Source organism: Bartonella sp. TT121SHDZB (assembly GCF_042193415.1).
In the GTDB taxonomy this organism is placed as follows: domain Bacteria; phylum Pseudomonadota; class Alphaproteobacteria; order Rhizobiales; family Rhizobiaceae; genus Bartonella.
Window position 1 is genome coordinate 70144 of the sequence record NZ_JBHILR010000004.1, and the last position, 17582, is coordinate 87725.

The window sequence follows — 17582 nt, forward strand, 5'->3', positions numbered from 1 at the left end:
ATATGGCGTTCTATGTTTGCAAAAAATAGCCCCTTTATCTCCTTTTTGATTCCATCTCCCCCAAATGTAAGAAAGATAACCACACAAACAGCATATGCATCTTCTAGAAAACATCCTCTAAACATTATGCCCCTCAATCAGCTGTAGCCAAGCCTCTTCATCGATAACCTCAACACCTAATTCTTCAGCTTTAGCTAATTTTGAGCCCGCTCCAAGTCCTGCAACAAGAAGATCTGTTTTTTTAGAAAGTGAACCAGATGTTTTAGCCCCTAATCGCTCTGCCAATGCTTTTGCTTCATCGCGTGACATATGCGCCAAAGTTCCTGTAAAAACAATGATCTTCTCCGCTATTGGTGAAGAATCTGTCATGATAGTTGCCTCATCAAGAGGTGTTACTTCTTCAAGCAAAACAGACAAAACCTCGCGGTTATGTGCTTCTTGATAAAAATCAACAATTGCACTCCCTACCTGTGGTCCAATTCCTTCAATATTGGTAAGCTCCATCCAAGCCTCATTTCCTTCTTTATTTTCCTGCTCACACGGCATAAGTGCTTCCATAGCCACAGTTTCAAAAGCTGTATAATTTTGATAAGCACGGGCAAGACGACGTGCATTGACCTCTCCCACATGGCGAATTCCTAATGCAAACAAAAAACGGCTCAAAGGAATTTCTCGGCGCGCATTAATGGCATCATACAATTTCCGCACTGAAACAGTACCAAAACCTTCCATATTTTCCAAACGTATCAAAGACTTTTCTTGGCGCCGTTGTAAAGTAAAAATATCGGCTGGTGTATGAATACAAAGCGCTTCATCTTGAGCATAGAAAAAAAACTCTACCTGTTTTTTACCCAAGCCTTCAATATCAAAAGCATTGCGTGAAACAAAATGACGAATACGTTCAATTGCTTGTGCAGGACAAATAAGCCCCCCTGTACAGCGACGCACGGCTTCTCCCACTTCACGAACAGCATGACTCCCACAAGCTGGACACAAATGAGGAAAAATAAAAACAGCAGCATCTTTCGGGCGTTTTTCAATGATAACATCAATAACTTGAGGGATCACATCACCAGCACGTTGTACAATCACGGTATCGCCTACACGGATATCACGCCCTTCACGAATGGGCTCTCCTTTATGACCAATTCCCTTAATATAATCCTCATTATGCAAACTGGCATTGGTCACCACCACCCCACCAACAGTAACAGGTGTAAGGCGTGCAACAGGCGTCAAAGCTCCCGTACGACCGACCTGAATGTCAATATCTTCCAAAAGCGCCATTGCTTTTTCTGCTGGAAATTTATGCGCTATTGCCCAACGCGGCGAACGAGCAACAAACCCCAAACGCTTTTGGAGCATCAAATCATTAACCTTATAAACAATACCATCAATATCATAGCTTAAAGAATGACGGCATTCTTCGATATCGTGATAATAGCAAATAATGTCTTCTACAGTCTTAAAGACTTTTGTTAATGGATTGATAACAAAGCCATACTCTTTTAGCTTTTTCATCATCTCCATTTGACTTTCTGCCAATATTTCACTCACCTCACCACAAGCATAAGCAAAAAATTGAAGCTTTCTGCTAGCGGTTATCCGTGAATCAAGCTGACGGAGAGAACCAGCCGCCGCATTTCGAGGGTTGGCGAAGGTTAACTTTCCCTTCTCTTGTTGGCTTATATTAAGAGCTTGGAAATCTTCCCGCCCCATATAAACCTCACCGCGAACCTCAATGATATCAGGAAAATCACCTTGCAAAACTTGTGGAATATCAGCAATTGTTCGGGCATTTGCCGTCACATTTTCACCGACAGTTCCATCCCCACGCGTTGCCGCACGCACAAGTTGCCCCTTTTCGTAGCGCAAAGACAAAGATAAACCATCAATTTTTGGCTCCGCTGTTATTTCCAACACTTGTGTTTCTGGAAGCCGTAAAAAACGACGAATACGCTCAACAAATTCACTAACATCTTCAGAGCTAAACGCATTATCAAGTGAAAGCATAGGCTGTGCATGAACAGATTTTTCAAACTTTTCAGAAATTGGTGCCCCAATTTTATGTGAAGGAGAATCAATACGTATAAGCTCTGGAAAAAGAGCTTCAATTTCTGCATTACGACGACGTAAAGCATCGTATTCTGCATCAGAAATTTCAGGCTGATCATCACGATTATAAAGCACATCATGACGTGCAATTTCTTTTGCCAACCACTCTAATTCACTTTCTGCTTCAACAGCTGTGAGATTTTTAACTGCATCTTTGTTCATAAAATCTATTCCAAATTACGAGTTACTGCCATAAGGACTTCCACACGCATCCTCATCAAATGAATCTCAATAAACACAAGCTTTCCAGTATTTTTATCGCTGGCTAATTACCTTTATGCGAGAAGCTTTTGAGCCGCTGCACGTGCTTCTTCAGTAATCTGTTCTCCTGCCAACATACGAGCAATTTCTTCTGCACGTTCATGCTCTTCCATTTTATGAATCGCAGTAACAAAGCGTCCTTTATCATGACTCTCAATTTTTGAAATAAGAAAATGACCATGCGCTTTCGATGCAACCTGTGGAGCATGCGTAATAGCAAAAACTTGGACATGTTCTGATAAGCGTTGCAACCGTTGCCCAATAGCCGCTGCAACAGCCCCCCCAACGCCTGTATCAATTTCATCAAAAATCAGCGTCGGTGCTGATCCTCGATCAGATAAAACAACTTTTAATGCCAGCAAAAAACGGGATAATTCACCGCCAGAAGCCACACTAAGCATCGGCCCAGCACGTGTTCCAGGATTTGTCCGCACCCAATATTCAATACGATCACATCCCTCTGCACTCCGCTTTTCCATATCACTTTGCATTTCAACAATAAATTCAGCCCTCTCTAATTTCAATGCCGGCAACTCAGCCATCACACTTTCAGACAAGTGCTTTGCAACCTCTTGACGTTTTATTGACAACGCTTGTGCTAACATATCATAGTTTTTTTGTGCTTGTCTTGCCTCATCTTCAAAACGTGTCAATATGGTCTGAGCCTCTTCAAAATCAGCCAGTTCAGCATCCATTTTATCGCGTAACTGAACCAATTCATCCGCAGAAACTTGATATTTACGAGCAAACCCCCGAAGAGCAAAAAGACGTTCTTCTATCCGTTCCAATTCATCAGGTTCAAAGTCCAATGCTCGTATTGCCGTCTCAATACCTTCTTGTGCTGTTGCAAGTGCATGCAATGCCTCATCAATAGATTTCACCACTGGTGCAATAAGTTCTTGCGCCTCAGGAATTTTCCGCTCCAAACGCCTCACCAAATTGGAAAGCACTGGGATTGGTGATTTTTGACCCGTTAAAAGATCATCCGCTTCTTTTATATCCGTTGCTATTTTTTCTAATTTAAGCATATCGGCACGGCGAAGAGAAAGAGCATCTTCTTCACCAACTTGAAAATCAAGCTTTTCAAGCTCTTCTACACACGCACGAAGATAATCAACCTCACGTACAGCGCTCTCTACTTTAAGACGCTGCTGTTGCAAACGCTCCTCACATTCACGCCATGTATGATAACACTGGCGTAAATTTTCCACTTCATTCTCAAGTCCACCAAAGGCATCTAATAATTGGCGATGTGTAGCAACATCAACCAGTGCACGATCATCATGTTGTCCATGGATTTCAACCAGCAAACGGCCAACACTTCGCATCAATGCAACACTAGACACCTGATCATTGATAAAGACACGGCTACGTCCATCACTTGATTGTACCCGCCGTAAAATAATATCACCCTCGTCATCAAGACCATTCTCACGAATAAGTTGACGTGCAGGATGTGAAACAGACACATCAAAAACAGCCGTAACTTGCCCGCGGTCAGCACCATGACGCACAAGCGAAGCATCACCCCGCCCCCCTAAAGCAAGTGATAAAGCATCAAGGAGAATAGACTTCCCCGCACCCGTTTCTCCAGTTAAAACCGTCAACCCCGCTGTAAAATGAATATCGAGCGTTTCGATCAAAACAATATTATGAATCGAAAGCTGTACCAACATAGAGAATCAACGTACCCTCTTCTTGTCACCACCTAAAGCATTTGAGATCCAAGAAGATTTATGCTCATGTGGTGATATTTTATTCTTCTGCAAGAGATTATAAGAAAATTTATACCACTCACTTTTGGGATAATTACGTCCTAAAATAGCTGCTGCTGTTTGCGCTTCCGCCGTTAAGCCAAGAGCTAAATTAACTTCCGTTAAGCGGAAAAGTGCTTCTTCAATTTGATTTGTATCGGAATACTCTTCAACCACGATACGAAACCGTCTACTTGCCGCAAGATAGCGCCGTCCCTCTTCATAATAACGGCCGATCTGCATTTCTTTACCAGCCAGCTGTTCGCGCCCAAAACGGATTTTATCCTTAGCATCCTTGACATATTCAGAATTTGGATAGCGCTCTATAAGAAGCTGCATAGCAGCAATAGCACGTTTCGTATCACGTTGATCACGCGTAACATCGGGAATCCGACGGAAAGAAGAAAGACCAATAATATAGTACGCATAAGCCGAGTCAGTTGACCCTGGATAAAGCGTAATATAGCGTTGAGCCATACTAATTGAATCATCATACTTTCCGAGTCGATAATTAGTAAAAGCACCCATCACAAGAGATTTACGCCCCCAGTCTGTATAAGCGTACTGTTTTTCAATTTTCAAAAACTTCTTCGATGCATCCCCAAGCCGCCCACTTTCAAGGCTAGCAAGCGCCTGATTATAGAGAACATCTGGTGGATCTATTTTCAAAACATAAGCAGATGGATCAAGAGTATTTTTCTCTTTAAAGAGACATCCCGCTAACATACAGGTGCTTCCTAAAAGGACCACCCCCAATATCTTGCGTACAATGTTAGATTTTCTATATGTCATATTTCCAATGCACACATGAAATTTTTCCATAATTTTCCGGCCTCCAGAGAATATCACCTTGTAGCAAAAACAATTTATTAAAGTTTTTATAGCATATCACTTTAAAATCCACATAACCAATTTAGCAGTTTAGGTCAATCATCCCCTTAAAAATCAAATAAACGATAAAAAAATCTTGTCAATTTCCTTTTATTCTTTCTCTAAAAAGCTTTTTCATAATATGATTCGTTTGCCAAAACAGCCTTCACCAATTGCGCATTAATTCTATGTCCACTACAATAAGAACGAAATAATCCAATAAAAGGTGCCCCAAGCAAAGCAGTATCACCAATCGCATCAAGCATCTTGTGCCGAACACATTCATTCTCCCAATAAGGACCATCGGGATTTAAAATTTTATCATTAAGGTCGATAACAAGAGAATTTTCCAAAGAAGCACCTCTCGCCTTTCCAGAAAGCCTTAATTTTTCCACGTCTTTGATAAAACCAAAAGTGCGTGCCCGTGACAATTCATCTCGAAACCCTTGTGTGGTAAGATCAAAACTGAAATGTTGCTTACCAATAGCAAAAGAAGGAAAAGAGATCGTTATATCAAAACGACGTCCATCGAATGGCAAAAGCTCTGCAACACCATGAGCTCCTTCAACACGCACCGGCTTTTTTATAATGAAATAAGAACGCAACGCATTTTGCTGTACAATACCAACTTCTTCAAAAGCTTGGCAATATAGCCACGCTGAACCATCCAAAACAGGAATCTCATTATGTGACACTTCAATAATAAGATTATCCAAATTATAAGCAGCAATTGCTGCCATCAAATGTTCAATTGTTTCAACCCTTACATCTCCATCTCCAAGTACTGTTGATAATTCAGTTTTTCCTGTTTGCGATGCATGGGCTTGAAATATTTTCTCGGTTCCGTCTAATCCACAACGCTTAAAAACAATACCACATCCAACATCCGCTGGATAAACCTTTACCACTGACAAACAGCCACTGTGAACGCCAATCCCCTTAAATGTTACTGCTTTTTTAAGAGTAGACTGATATTTTGGTACCAAATTCATCATATCATTTTATTAAATTGCTTGTACATCTTTTAACAAAATTTATAAAATTATAAAAAATATTCATAGTAAATAATAAAAAAAACCGCTCATTATAAGCGGTTTTTTTAAAACAAAGTATTTTATCCAAAAAACAGCAATATATTTACTGTATAATTTTTGACTGATCATTAAAGAAACAATAAAATTTCTTACTTTACCTCATTTTTCATCAATTAATTTGCTTGACGACGTAAAAATGCTGGTATTTCCAACTGATCTTCTTCACTTATAAAAGTACGCTGATCTTGTGGTACCTGAGGGTGCAGCTCACCAGAACGACGTGGAACATACACAGAAGCATCTTGAGAAAGCGCCTGAGAATTTTTATTGTAAACATGAGACTCTTTCTGCTGAGACGATCTAACAGCAGGTTCCAGCCTCGCTTCTGGCTCAGCTTCTTCACGATGTGTCAAACTCTGTTTCAAACGCTGCCAAAGATTACGAGGACCTTGATCAGTCACAAATGTTCTTTGACTTTGTCCATGAGCAACAGGAGGAAAATCCTTTAACTCAGGCATACGCATTGGAGCGCGCGCTTGCATCTGTTGCATTTGTTTTGGTTGCACTGGCTTTTCTGTTTGCTTCACAACCCCTGTCATCTCATCAAGAACATGCGCTGTTGCCTCCATACTCACGGGAGCCGTCATCGCCTGTTGAGAACCACGGCTTACTTGCATACGAGGCACATTTAATTTCTGTTCCTGAACAGCATTTGAACCATACGCAACAGCATTCGTCGCATTTCGTGTCGTCATTGCTTCTACAGGATGTGCAAAAATTTGACTTTTGGGACGGAACTGTTCTCCGGTTGTTTTACCCTTTTCTATTTCAAGTGATTCAATCACTTCTACCATTGACTCAGAACGCAGAGGCGATGACTGAACATGAAAAGAACTGTGTGACGTTCCAGGATCGCTCTTGCGTATTGAAGAAGCAGGCCTTTGAATCTGAGGATGAGAGGACTGAACCACATCACTAACTTCACGATCAATACCGGTCGCAACCACAGAAACACGAATAACACCTTCCAATGACTCGTCATCAATAGCGCCAAAAATCACATTCGCATCAGCGTCCACTTCTTCACGAATACGATTAGCAGCTTCATCAACCTCAAAGAGAGTCATATCACGACCACCTGTAATAGAAATCAGTAAACCACGTGCCCCACGCATAGAGGTATCATCCAGCAATGGGTTTGCGATAGCAGCTTCAGCAGCAGCCAAAGCACGCCCTTCACCAGATGCCTCACCCGTTCCCATCATGGCTCGACCCATTTCGTGCATAACAGAACGAACATCAGCAAAATCAAGGTTAATCAAACCCTCTTTGATCATCAAATCCGTAATGGAAGCAACACCAGAATAAAGCACTTGGTCAGCCATAGCAAAAGCATCAGCAAATGTTGTCTTATCATTTGCAATACGGAAAAGATTTTGATTGGGAATAACAATCAATGTATCGACAGACTTTTGTAATTCTTCAATACCAGCCTCTGCCGTTTTCATGCGACGTGCGCCTTCAAACTGAAACGGCTTTGTCACAACACCAACAGTCAAAATACCTTTTTCACGCGCCGCGCGAGCAACAACGGGAGCAGCCCCTGTTCCAGTTCCCCCTCCCATACCAGCAGTAATAAAAACCATATGAGAGTCTGCAAGATGATCAATAATTTCATCAATACATTCCTCCGCCGCCGCTTGTCCAACTTCCGGTAAAGCACCAGCACCCAAACCTTCTGTCACTGCTGCCCCAAGTTGGATAACACGTTCAGCCTTTGACATAGCCAAAGCCTGTGCATCCGTATTTGCAACAACAAAGTCAACTCCCTGAAGACCAGCATTTATCATATTATTCACGGCATTCCCGCCACCACCTCCAACACCAAAAACGGTAATGCGTGGCTTCAATTCCGCGATATCTGGCCGATGCAGATTAATCGTCATTTTCTTTTCCTTCTCATAAGACACCGCAAGCCAAAGCGATGAAATTTATCCAACTAGACTTAACTAAAAACTCTCACGCAACCACTGACCAACACGCTGAAAATACCCACGCGTGCCCATCGATAAATGATTTCCTGCCGCCTGCATTGTTTTTTCTTCAAAACCCACCAATTGCGGATAAATTAACAATCCAACAGCAGATGTAAACGCCGCCCCTTTTGCAAGAGAAGGAAGCCTCGAAATACCTAAAGGCCGCCCGATACGAACATTTCTTCCTAATATAGTACGTGCCATTTCTGGCAATCCTGTTAACTGGCTTGCTCCCCCCGTCAAAATAACACGTTTACCAATGATGTGACCAAAACCAGAACGATTTAAACAATCACGGACCATCTCTAAAATTTCTTCAACACGCGCACGAATGACACGCCCAAGAACCGCGCGAGGATATTGAGTTTCACGCTGTTCACTCCCAATTTCTGCTACATTAATCATTTGCCGCTCATCAGCACTTGTTAAAAGTGCTGAACCATAAACAACTTTTAAACGTTCCGCCTCTGTTAAAGACATAGAAAATCCGCGCGCAACATCAAGAGTGACATGATGTCCCCCAACAGCAAGAGCATCCGCATGAATAAATTTTCCCTCAAAAAACACTGAAAATGTTGTTGTTCCACCACCAAAATCAATACATGCAGCCCCTAAATGCGCCTCATCATTCATCAAGACAGCAAGACCACTTGCAAAGGGAGTAGCAACCATTGCTTCAACACTCAAATGTGCACGATTAATACAAGTTTCTAAATTACGCAAAGATGCCGTTTCCGCTGTTACCACATGCACATCGACACCAAATGTTTCCCCTGCCATGCCAATAGGATCAGAAATTCCTTTATCTCCATCCAATACATAAGAAACTGGAACTGAATGCATAACATGACGTTCAGCATCAAAAGCTTTACGCGAAACATCTGAAAAAGCCATACGCATATCACGCTTGGTGACTTCACGACCATTCAAATGGACCATTCCATTAATCAAAGCACTTTGTAATCGACTTGAGGAAAAATTCACAATGACTGAATCCACCACCAAACCAGCCATTTTTTCTGCCGCATCAACAGCCAAGCGTATTGATTGCTCTGCTGCAAACATATCCATCACAACACCAGATTTAATACCGCGTGAACGCTGCACTCCAAAACCTAGAATTTCCATAGAATGTGTACGACCATGTAAATAGTGCGCATGCTTCAAAGGACGCAAACAAGCAATAAGACAAACAATCTTACTTGAACCGACATCAAGAACCGTTAAAAAACGTGTTTTACGCCCCCTCAAATGATGTGATAGCATCATAGGCTTCCTGCCTTTCGCGCTTTTAAGATACGTTCTTCTTCTGCTACAGTAGCATGATAACGCTCCAACGTTTCATCTGATAAAGAAACAGTAATTCGATCAGCAAGACGTAAATCAACACTGAGAATATCGCGAGATAAAAGATCTTGCATTGTACCAGACAAAACAAGAGAGGAAAGCCTTTCAAGTGCACCACTTTCAGGCAACATAACGCACACTCCGTTATCCAAAACAAGATCCCAACGCCGATCACCTACCCGCACGAAAGCACGAACACGATTATATATTTCCGGATAAACTGACAGCGCTTGAATAAACACTTTAGCAGCATTTTGTGCACCCTGCCCAACCACAAGCGGCAAATTCCGAACAAATTTCCCTTTAAAAGGTACAATGACACGACCTGTATTATCAACAATATCGACCATGCCCTCATGTTGCCAAATAGCATAAGGTTCACGTTCCACGATGGAAATGCGCATTCTATTAGGATAAATCTTCTGAACATTAGCTGATTGAATCCAAGGCTGTTTTTCCAAAAGGGCACGTGCTCTTTCAACATCAAAAGTGAATATAGAGGGGGCAACATCAAGTTCTAAAATTTTCACAATATCTTGCTTTGCCAAGCGTTTATTACCACTTATATCGACATCCACGACCACAAAACCAATATCCGATATTATTGTTTTTACGATCACTTCCATCTGACCACTGGATGAAAATCCATAAAAAGCCGTAACAAAGAAAAACCATACAACAGCAAAAGAACCAAAATGGCGTGGAATATGAATATTGACAAAAACAAACTCAAACATAAACCGAAGAAAACGACGATAAAGACGTGGCAAAGCCGGCACTGAAAGCACCTCCATCGGAATATTCGTTTTATTAATACTCAACGCATACATGATGCGTCCTCCACTATCCATTGAACAATATCGCCATAAGTACGACCGCTCACTTTTGCAATATCAGGCAGAAGAGATGTTGGTGTCATACCGGGTTGCGTATTAATTTCAAGCCAAACCAATTCTCCTGTTTTTTCATCAAAACGAAAATCAGAACGGCTAACACCTCGACACCCTATCGCCTGATGGGCTGCTAAAGACATTCTTTGCACACTTTGGTAAATATTTAGTGAAAGTTGTGCTGGACAAATATGAAGAGAACCACCCGTTTTATATTTTGAGTCATAATCGTAGAATGGAAAGTGTTTATCGGGAAGAATTTCACACACATCCAGCACTTCATTCCCCAAAACAGCACAAGTCAACTCACGACCAGGAATATATTTTTCAATCATCACTTCATCGGCATACCCCCACTCAGCTCCCCCAATATTATGCGGCGGCGCAGATTCATTTCCCTGTACAACGACAACACCAAAACTTGATCCTTCACACACAGGTTTAATCACATAAGGCGGCTCCATAGGATGTGCTTGCCCAATAGCAAAGCGGCTCATGATACGAGAAGGCGCAACACAAACACCAACACTTGCAACGATAATTTTTGCACGTCCCTTATCCATTGCCAAAGCAGATGCCATCACGCCAGAATGGGTATAAGGAATTTTTAAATATTCAAGAATCCCCTGAATCCGTCCATCTTCACCAAATGGACCATGCAATGCATTGAAGGCAATATCGGGCCGCAACTGTTCAAGAACAGAAGCAATATGAGTGTCAACATCTACGCGGCTCACGCGATACCCCTGCGCCTCTAAAACATCAGCACAAGCCGCCCCTGAAGATAAACTTACAGACCGTTCAGAAGAAAAACCTCCCATTAATACAGCTATATGTTTATTTTTCATAATACATCACCCTCTTTTGCATACTATATGTAGTCTATATAGAATACATCAGCACCACATACAGAAAAAAACAAAGTTTATTCTTGCGAATCAATAACCTAGCATTTTTCATAATGAATCAGACTCAAAAGCCTGATGCAAGAGATTCTTTGTTAATTTATTGATTCTTAATAGAAATTTTTTATTATCTCTTTGAAATGACTCAATTTTTTATTTTCACTTTTTAGTGAACAATAAATCAATGAAATGGATCAAAAGGAGAAACACTTCGACCACGTTCAAATTGACCAATACGCTCTATTTCCCATTGTAAAAGGTGGGCTGAATGTGCAAAAACACGCGCACGCACTGTTTCTCCCAATGCTTCAAGATCATATCCTGTTGCTTGCCCTGTATTAATCATAAAATTACAGTGCATTTCACTCATTTGAGCGCCACCAATCCGTAAACCACGACACCCTGCTTCATCAATCACGCGCCACGCAGATCCATTCTCAGGATTTCTAAAAGTTGATCCACCGGTCTTTTCACGAATAGGTTGCACTGTTTCCCTATGGAGGGCAACTTCATCCATAGCAGCACGAATATCATCTTTATTACCAGGCTCCCCTTCCAATAAAGCAGCAGTAAAAATAAAACCTTCAGGAATATCACAATGGCGATAGGAATAACGCATATCTTTCACACTCAAGATATGACGTTGCCCTTTACGATCCAACGCATAAACCTCAACAACACGCGCTGCAGTTTCAACACCATTTGCACCCGCGTTCATTTTGAGAGCTCCTCCAAGACCTCCAGGAATGCCATAATAAAAATGAAAACCTGCAATCTCAGCTTCTAAAGCAGCAGCAGCTAAATGTTTATCCGCCGCACCAGCACCAACTAAAAAGCCTTTTGGAGAAACCTGCTGCACTTGCCCAAAACTTTTTGGCGAAAGACGAATCACAACACCAGGAACCCCCCCATCACGCACCAGAAGATTAGAACCGATACCGACAATTGTGATAGGAACAAATTCAGGCAAATTTTGAAGAAAGAGCGCCAAATCTTCTTCATCAACAGGCTGATAAAAAAGCTCTGCCAATCCGCCCGTGCGAAACCACGTTACCTTACGCATCTCAACATTAGGTGTAAGTTTTCCTCTCACACCACCCAACAATGGTTGCAATTGCGCCAATAGCACCTCACCATCAATGTGCTGAAAATTTATCATGACCATCCAATATCACTAACTGATGAGGCAACGCACAAGCCCATTGTGTGATATTGCCAGCACCAAGAAAAACAACATAATCCCCTGCCTGAGCAAATTTTGAGATAAGAGACACAACATCTTCCAAACCATGTATCAAGCGCACATCACGATGACCCGCCATTTTAATATGCTCTACCAATTCTTGAGAACCAAACCCTACAATAGGCTCTTCACCAGCCGCATAAACGGGCGTAACCAACACTGTATCGGCATCATTAAAACAAGTAGCAAAATCATCAAATAAATGATACAGTCGTGAATACCGATGGGGTTGTGCAATCGCAATAACACGTCCTTTTGCACTCTCACGGGCTGCACGCAAAACAGCTTTTATTTCGACAGGATGATGTCCATAATCATCAAATATTTCAATGCCACGCCAACTTCCTGTTCGCGTAAAACGCCGTTTTACTCCGCCAAATTCTGCTAAGCCCCTTTTTATAGCTTCATTTGAAATGCCAAGTTCATGCGCAATAGCAATCGCCGCCGTTGCATTGGCAACATTATGCTGCCCTGCCATGGGCAAAAGCAAATTTTTCAACTCAATCTTTCTTCCTGTTTTGCGTGAGCGAACAAGAACATCAAAATATGTTTTTTGACCATCCATCGAAAGATTAAGAAAACGAACATCCGCTTGTGGATTTGCACCATAAGTGATCACCCAACGATCATCAATACGGCTCGCCAAAGACTGAACCTCTGGATGATCAACGCACAAAACAGCAAAACCATAAAAGGGAACATTTTCTACGAATTGCCGAAAAGCCTCACGCACAGCATCAAAATTTCCATAATGATCCAAATGCTCAGCGTCAATATTGGTAACAACAGCAATATCAGCAGGCAGCTTTAAAAATGTACCATCACTTTCATCAGCTTCAACAATCATCCAATCGCCATCTCCTGTACGAGAATTCGTCCCATAAGCATTAATAATACCGCCATTAATCACCACTGGATCAAAATGACCAGCATCAAGAAGGGCTGCGACCATTGATGTGGTTGTTGTTTTACCATGTGTACCACCCACCGCAATTGCACGCCGAAATCGCATGAGCTCCGCCAGCATTTCTGCACGTCTGACAAGCGGCAAATGTCTTTCCTTTGCTGCAATATACTCAGGATTTGTTTTTTTAACGGCAGTAGAAAAAACGACAACCTCTGCATTCCCTAAGTTTTCAGCACAATGACCTATATGAACGTTAATTCCTTTTTTCCGCAAACGTTCAACATTTGCACTTTCAACTTGATCTGACCCTTGAACTTTATAGCCAAGATTATAAAAAACCTCCGCAATTCCACTCATACCGATTCCCCCGATTCCGATAAAATGGATAACGCCTATATCAAGTGGCATTTTCATTAAAAAGCTCCTCTTTTATATCTGACAACAATCGCCCTGCAATTAAGGATTCAGCCATATCAGCAAGGCAACGGGTTGCATGGGGTTGCCCAACTTTTTTTGCAGCAAGCGCTTGTTTTTCTAATAAATGGGGCGCACAACAAGCGTGCATTAAAAGAGAAGAAAGCTTTTGTGCATTTAAATCTTTTTCTGATATAATTTGCGCTCCCCCCACACGAGCAAGCAGAGCTGCATTGGCAGCCTGATCATGATCTAAAGCATGGGGATAGGGAACAAGCAAAGCAGGTCTACCAATCACCGCTATCTCACAAACGGATGAAGCCCCAGCGCGCGACAAAATAAAATGAGAACGTGCCATACGTTCAGCCATATCATCAAAGAAAGGAGCAACCTCTGCTTGTACGCCCATATCATGATAGGTTTTGATCAATCCTCCAGCGTCACCCCGAACTTGCTGCACAATTCGTAAACGTTTACGGTTTTTATCATCGAGTAAAGCAATGGCTTCTGGAACAATATGTGAAAAAGCAGAAGCCCCTTGACTACCACCAAAAACCAAAAAATTAAATGGCTTTTCCCCCTCTGAAGAATGATAAGGAATTTTGGCCGCCTTCAACACAGCCTCACGGACAGGATTCCCCGTCAAAAGTATTTTATGAGCATAAGCGCCATTTGGCGACAACAAACCACCAGCGATTGCACGCACAAAAATTGCCAACATCCGATTGGCACGCCCCATAACAGCATTTTGTTCATGAATAAATGTCACACGCCTCGTTAAAGCCGCAATAAAAAGAGGAGGAAAGCTCGGATAACCCCCAAATCCTCCAACAAGAACAGGACGTAATTTATAAAACAACGCCAACGATTGCCCCATACCCCTTAGCAAAGACCAAAACGTCTTTATCAGAGCAAAAGGATGGCGTCGTGTAAATGTTGCCGATGAAACGATATGAATATGCTCTTCATCAAAGCACCGAACAAAAGGTCGTGCTCTTTCATCTGTTATTAAATGAACATCATATCCACGCTTCCTTAATTCAACAGAAAGGGCTTCAGCAGGAAAAAGATGTCCACCTGTACCACCAGCCACCAAAACAATAACTTTTTTATCATTCATAAGGAGTATCCAAGACAGAAGAGGAAGAAAAAGCTGAAAGGCGCGCTTCTGGCCAACGACGTGTTAAACTGAGCAAAATGCCCATTGAAAAGGCAATCGCCACCATAGATGAACCACCATAAGAAATAAAAGGCAATGTCATGCCTTTGGGGGGAATTAAGTGAAGATTAACGGCCATATTAATAGCGGATTGAAAGCCAATCATCATTGCTATGCCAGCAATACCAAGACGTATAAAGGAATCACGTGTATTCATGGCGATATACAATGAACGCATAACGATAAAGCCAAAAAGCATCATAATGAACAAACAAAGAATAATACCATATTCTTCAGCAGCAACGGAAAATACAAAATCTGTATGGCTATCAGGAATGATATGTTTTACTGTTCCCTCCCCAGGACCTTGCCCAAACCAACCACCATTCAAAATAGCCTCACGTCCTACATCCACTTGAAAGGTATCTCCTTCACCTGTCAAAAAACCATTGATACGCTCGCGCACATGATGCAGAAAAAGATAAGCTAAAATAATTCCTACAGCGCCTAAAATGAGAAAGAGAAAAATAATTGTAAGAGGCACACCAGCAATAAAAAACAGCCCCCCCCATGTTGTACTTATTAAAAGTGTTTGTCCAATATCAGGCTGCAAAACCAGAAGCACACAACAAATGGCATAAAGTACAATCGCTAACGTGTATCCCAGCATTCCCCTCCGCTGTATCTGTTCGGAAAAAAGCCAAGCGGACATAACCACAAAAGCTGGCTTCATAAACTCTGAAGCCTGTACAGAAAAACCAAAGAGCACAATCCATCGCCGTGCTCCCTTTAATTCTGGACCCCAAAATAAGGTTGCAACCATAAGAGCAAGCGTTACAATAAGCAAAAGAGCACATAAACGACGAATATTAGGAATTGAAAAAAAAGAAATGGTCACCATCGTAAAAAATGCTAAAATGCTGAAAATGATATGCCACCGAACAAAATAAAAACTATCAGCAATTCCGATTTTTTTTGCAATCGTGGGGCTGGCAGCAAAAGACAGCATAATGCCGATCCCCATTAAAATTAAACAAGCTGCAAAGATAGAGCGATCAATCGTCCACCACCAATTAGCAATTGGATCTCTATCTGCGCGCGTAACCATGATATCTGCCTTATCCGTTTTATAAATTGTTTCAAAGTGATATGGTTCCCCCGCCTGTTTAACAAACACTTTAAAAACTAAATTACATAAAAAAAGATTCTGGAGTCTTAACGCAAAAATATTTTTTTATAACTGATGCTTTTTATTGTAACTGCATCACAAAAGAGACAAATGCTTCGCCCCGTTCTTCATAATTTTTAAATTGGTCATAACTTGCACAAGCAGGAGACAAAAGAACCGTCACCTCTTTTGCCTTACAACCTATTGCATCAACAGCTGCTTCACACACCGCATTTTTCAAAGTTAAGCTCATAGAAAAGGGAAAAGCAGATCCAATAGTGCGAGCAAATTCTTCTGCCGCGCTCCCAATCAAATAGGCTTTACGAATTTTAGGAAAAAATTCTTTAAGAGACTCTATCCCTCCCTTTTTTGCCTGTCCCCCAACAATCCAAAAAATATCATTAAAGGTGGAAAGCGCAGGAGCTGTTGCATCTGCATTAGTCGCCTTGCTGTCATTGATAAACAAAACTGCCCCCATTTTACGCACTTGCTGCATACGATGATCCAACCCTTTATAACTTGCTAAATGCTTGTTCATAGAGGGATTGGTTATTTTTAAAGCCTGCAACGTTGCCAATGCCATAAGAGCGTTTTGCGCATTATGACTTCCGCGCAAAGCATCCATAGACGCGAGATCTGCAAGCATATGGCGCTGTCCTTGACGAACAGAAAAGAGTTTCGTTTCCTCTGCATAAAAACCATTTTCAACAGAATGATCTTTGGAAATTGCCTCAATTTGCTTCCCCTCATCAAGTAACTGTTGATATAAAACCCGACAAGCTGCATCATCAACGGAAATAAAAGCCTGTGAAGCCTGAGCAACCAGCTGCCTTTTGGTTTGCACATAACAAGCAAAACTTCCATGTCGATCAATATGATCAGGTGTGAGATTTAATAAAAGTCCAATGGTCGGCTGAAGAGAGGGAGTAAGATCAATTTGAAACGATGAACATTCAATCACATAGATACGTTTTTTAACAAAGGGCTTAAGCGTCAATATTGCCTTTCCAATATTTCCCCCCATCTGCACATCATAGCCCATTTTTTCCAACAAATGCGCAAGTAAAGATGTTGTGGTTGACTTCCCATTCGTCCCCGTAATTGCAATGAAAGGAACATCTTGGTCACACAAACCATAATGCTGTAAAAAATGATGGCGCGCACGAACAAACAACTCAATATCACCGATAATTTCTATATTTTTTTTTCGTGCTTTTTCAACAACCCAATGGGGTTGAGGATAATTTAAAGAAACTCCAGGAGCTACAATCAATGCAACAAATTCTGACCAGTCCTCATCGTGAAGGTCTCTTGTTGGAATATTTTGCCGAAAAGCTGCTTGCACACTCATAGGATTATCATCCCACGCCACCACTTCCGCACCGCCACTGATCAATGCTTGTGCCGCCGCCAATCCCGACGTCCCTAATCCAAACAGAGCAACTTTTTGACCTTTATAACACGCAACAGAAATCAAAA

General features: G+C 41.7%; 13 protein-coding genes. All 13 read right to left on the reverse strand.

The window, feature by feature from the left end; all coding sequences use genetic code 11:
* Window positions 1–117: 117 nt before the first annotated feature.
* A complete protein-coding gene (gene ligA / locus ACFIKI_RS03695; RefSeq protein WP_375665728.1) occupies window positions 118–2277 on the reverse strand; it encodes an NAD-dependent DNA ligase LigA in 2160 nt (719 codons plus the stop codon).
* 113 nt (window positions 2278–2390) lie between these two features.
* Window positions 2391–4052, reverse strand: coding sequence for a DNA repair protein RecN (gene recN, locus ACFIKI_RS03700; protein WP_375665729.1), 1662 nt, complete (start codon window positions 4050–4052; stop codon window positions 2391–2393).
* A gap of 6 nt (window positions 4053–4058) precedes the next feature.
* Window positions 4059–4952 (reverse strand): outer membrane protein assembly factor BamD, encoded by an 894-nt coding sequence (locus ACFIKI_RS03705; RefSeq protein WP_375665730.1) that lies wholly within the window; start codon window positions 4950–4952, stop codon window positions 4059–4061.
* Between the two features lie 170 nt (window positions 4953–5122).
* Window positions 5123–5995: a UDP-3-O-acyl-N-acetylglucosamine deacetylase gene (gene lpxC, locus ACFIKI_RS03710; protein WP_375665731.1), complete on the reverse strand. Its 873-nt coding sequence runs from the start codon at window positions 5993–5995 to the stop codon at window positions 5123–5125.
* A 212-nt stretch (window positions 5996–6207) separates the two neighbouring features.
* Complete coding sequence (gene ftsZ, locus ACFIKI_RS03715; protein WP_375623369.1) at window positions 6208–7980, reverse strand: cell division protein FtsZ; 1773 nt, start codon at window positions 7978–7980, stop codon at window positions 6208–6210.
* A gap of 63 nt (window positions 7981–8043) precedes the next feature.
* Entirely contained in the window at window positions 8044–9339 is a 1296-nt protein-coding gene (gene ftsA / locus ACFIKI_RS03720; protein ID WP_375665732.1) for a cell division protein FtsA, read from the reverse strand.
* The gene (locus ACFIKI_RS03725) at window positions 9336–10247 is read right to left on the reverse strand and encodes a cell division protein FtsQ/DivIB (RefSeq protein WP_375665805.1); all 912 of its coding nucleotides are present in this window, start codon (window positions 10245–10247) and stop codon (window positions 9336–9338) included. Before ACFIKI_RS03725 ends, ftsA begins: the two co-directional genes overlap by 4 nt.
* Window positions 10235–11155, reverse strand: a complete 921-nt coding sequence (locus tag ACFIKI_RS03730) for a D-alanine--D-alanine ligase (RefSeq protein WP_375665734.1) — start codon at window positions 11153–11155, stop codon at window positions 10235–10237. The genes ACFIKI_RS03725 and ACFIKI_RS03730 overlap by 13 nt, the downstream gene beginning before the upstream one ends.
* Window positions 11156–11393: 238 nt before the next feature.
* Complete coding sequence (gene murB, locus ACFIKI_RS03735; RefSeq protein ID WP_375665735.1) at window positions 11394–12371, reverse strand: UDP-N-acetylmuramate dehydrogenase; 978 nt, start codon at window positions 12369–12371, stop codon at window positions 11394–11396.
* Window positions 12349–13776 (reverse strand): UDP-N-acetylmuramate--L-alanine ligase, encoded by a 1428-nt coding sequence (gene murC, locus ACFIKI_RS03740; protein WP_375665736.1) that lies wholly within the window; start codon window positions 13774–13776, stop codon window positions 12349–12351. Before murC ends, murB begins: the two co-directional genes overlap by 23 nt.
* Window positions 13760–14896 carry an undecaprenyldiphospho-muramoylpentapeptide beta-N-acetylglucosaminyltransferase gene (gene murG, locus ACFIKI_RS03745; RefSeq protein WP_375665737.1) on the reverse strand — a complete coding sequence of 379 codons (1137 nt, stop codon included), beginning with the start codon at window positions 14894–14896 and terminating at the stop codon, window positions 13760–13762. Before murG ends, murC begins: the two co-directional genes overlap by 17 nt.
* Window positions 14889–16043: an FtsW/RodA/SpoVE family cell cycle protein gene (locus ACFIKI_RS03750; RefSeq protein ID WP_375665738.1), complete on the reverse strand. Its 1155-nt coding sequence runs from the start codon at window positions 16041–16043 to the stop codon at window positions 14889–14891. Before ACFIKI_RS03750 ends, murG begins: the two co-directional genes overlap by 8 nt.
* Before the next feature lie 142 nt (window positions 16044–16185).
* Entirely contained in the window at window positions 16186–17580 is a 1395-nt protein-coding gene (murD, locus tag ACFIKI_RS03755) for a UDP-N-acetylmuramoyl-L-alanine--D-glutamate ligase (RefSeq protein ID WP_375665739.1), read from the reverse strand.
* Between the last annotated feature and the right edge of the window lie 2 nt (window positions 17581–17582).

Excerpts from the sequence above, each read along its gene's own strand:
- ACFIKI_RS03750 (WP_375665738.1), bottom strand. The coding sequence starts at position 16,043 with ATGGTTACGCGCGCAGATAGAGATCCAATTGCTAATTGGTGGTGGACG.
- murG (WP_375665737.1), bottom strand. The coding sequence starts at position 14,896 with ATGAATGATAAAAAAGTTATTGTTTTGGTGGCTGGTGGTACAGGTGGA.
- ACFIKI_RS03725 (WP_375665805.1), bottom strand. The coding sequence starts at position 10,247 with ATGTATGCGTTGAGTATTAATAAAACGAATATTCCGATGGAGGTGCTT.
- lpxC (WP_375665731.1), bottom strand. The coding sequence starts at position 5,995 with ATGATGAATTTGGTACCAAAATATCAGTCTACTCTTAAAAAAGCAGTA.
- recN (WP_375665729.1), bottom strand. The coding sequence starts at position 4,052 with ATGTTGGTACAGCTTTCGATTCATAATATTGTTTTGATCGAAACGCTC.
- murB (WP_375665735.1), bottom strand. The coding sequence starts at position 12,371 with ATGATAAATTTTCAGCACATTGATGGTGAGGTGCTATTGGCGCAATTG.
- ACFIKI_RS03730 (WP_375665734.1), bottom strand. The coding sequence starts at position 11,155 with ATGAAAAATAAACATATAGCTGTATTAATGGGAGGTTTTTCTTCTGAA.
- ftsA (WP_375665732.1), bottom strand. The coding sequence starts at position 9,339 with ATGATGCTATCACATCATTTGAGGGGGCGTAAAACACGTTTTTTAACG.
- ACFIKI_RS03705 (WP_375665730.1), bottom strand. The coding sequence starts at position 4,952 with ATGGAAAAATTTCATGTGTGCATTGGAAATATGACATATAGAAAATCT.
- murC (WP_375665736.1), bottom strand. The coding sequence starts at position 13,776 with ATGAAAATGCCACTTGATATAGGCGTTATCCATTTTATCGGAATCGGG.
- ftsZ (WP_375623369.1), bottom strand. The coding sequence starts at position 7,980 with ATGACGATTAATCTGCATCGGCCAGATATCGCGGAATTGAAGCCACGC.
- ligA (WP_375665728.1), bottom strand. The coding sequence starts at position 2,277 with ATGAACAAAGATGCAGTTAAAAATCTCACAGCTGTTGAAGCAGAAAGT.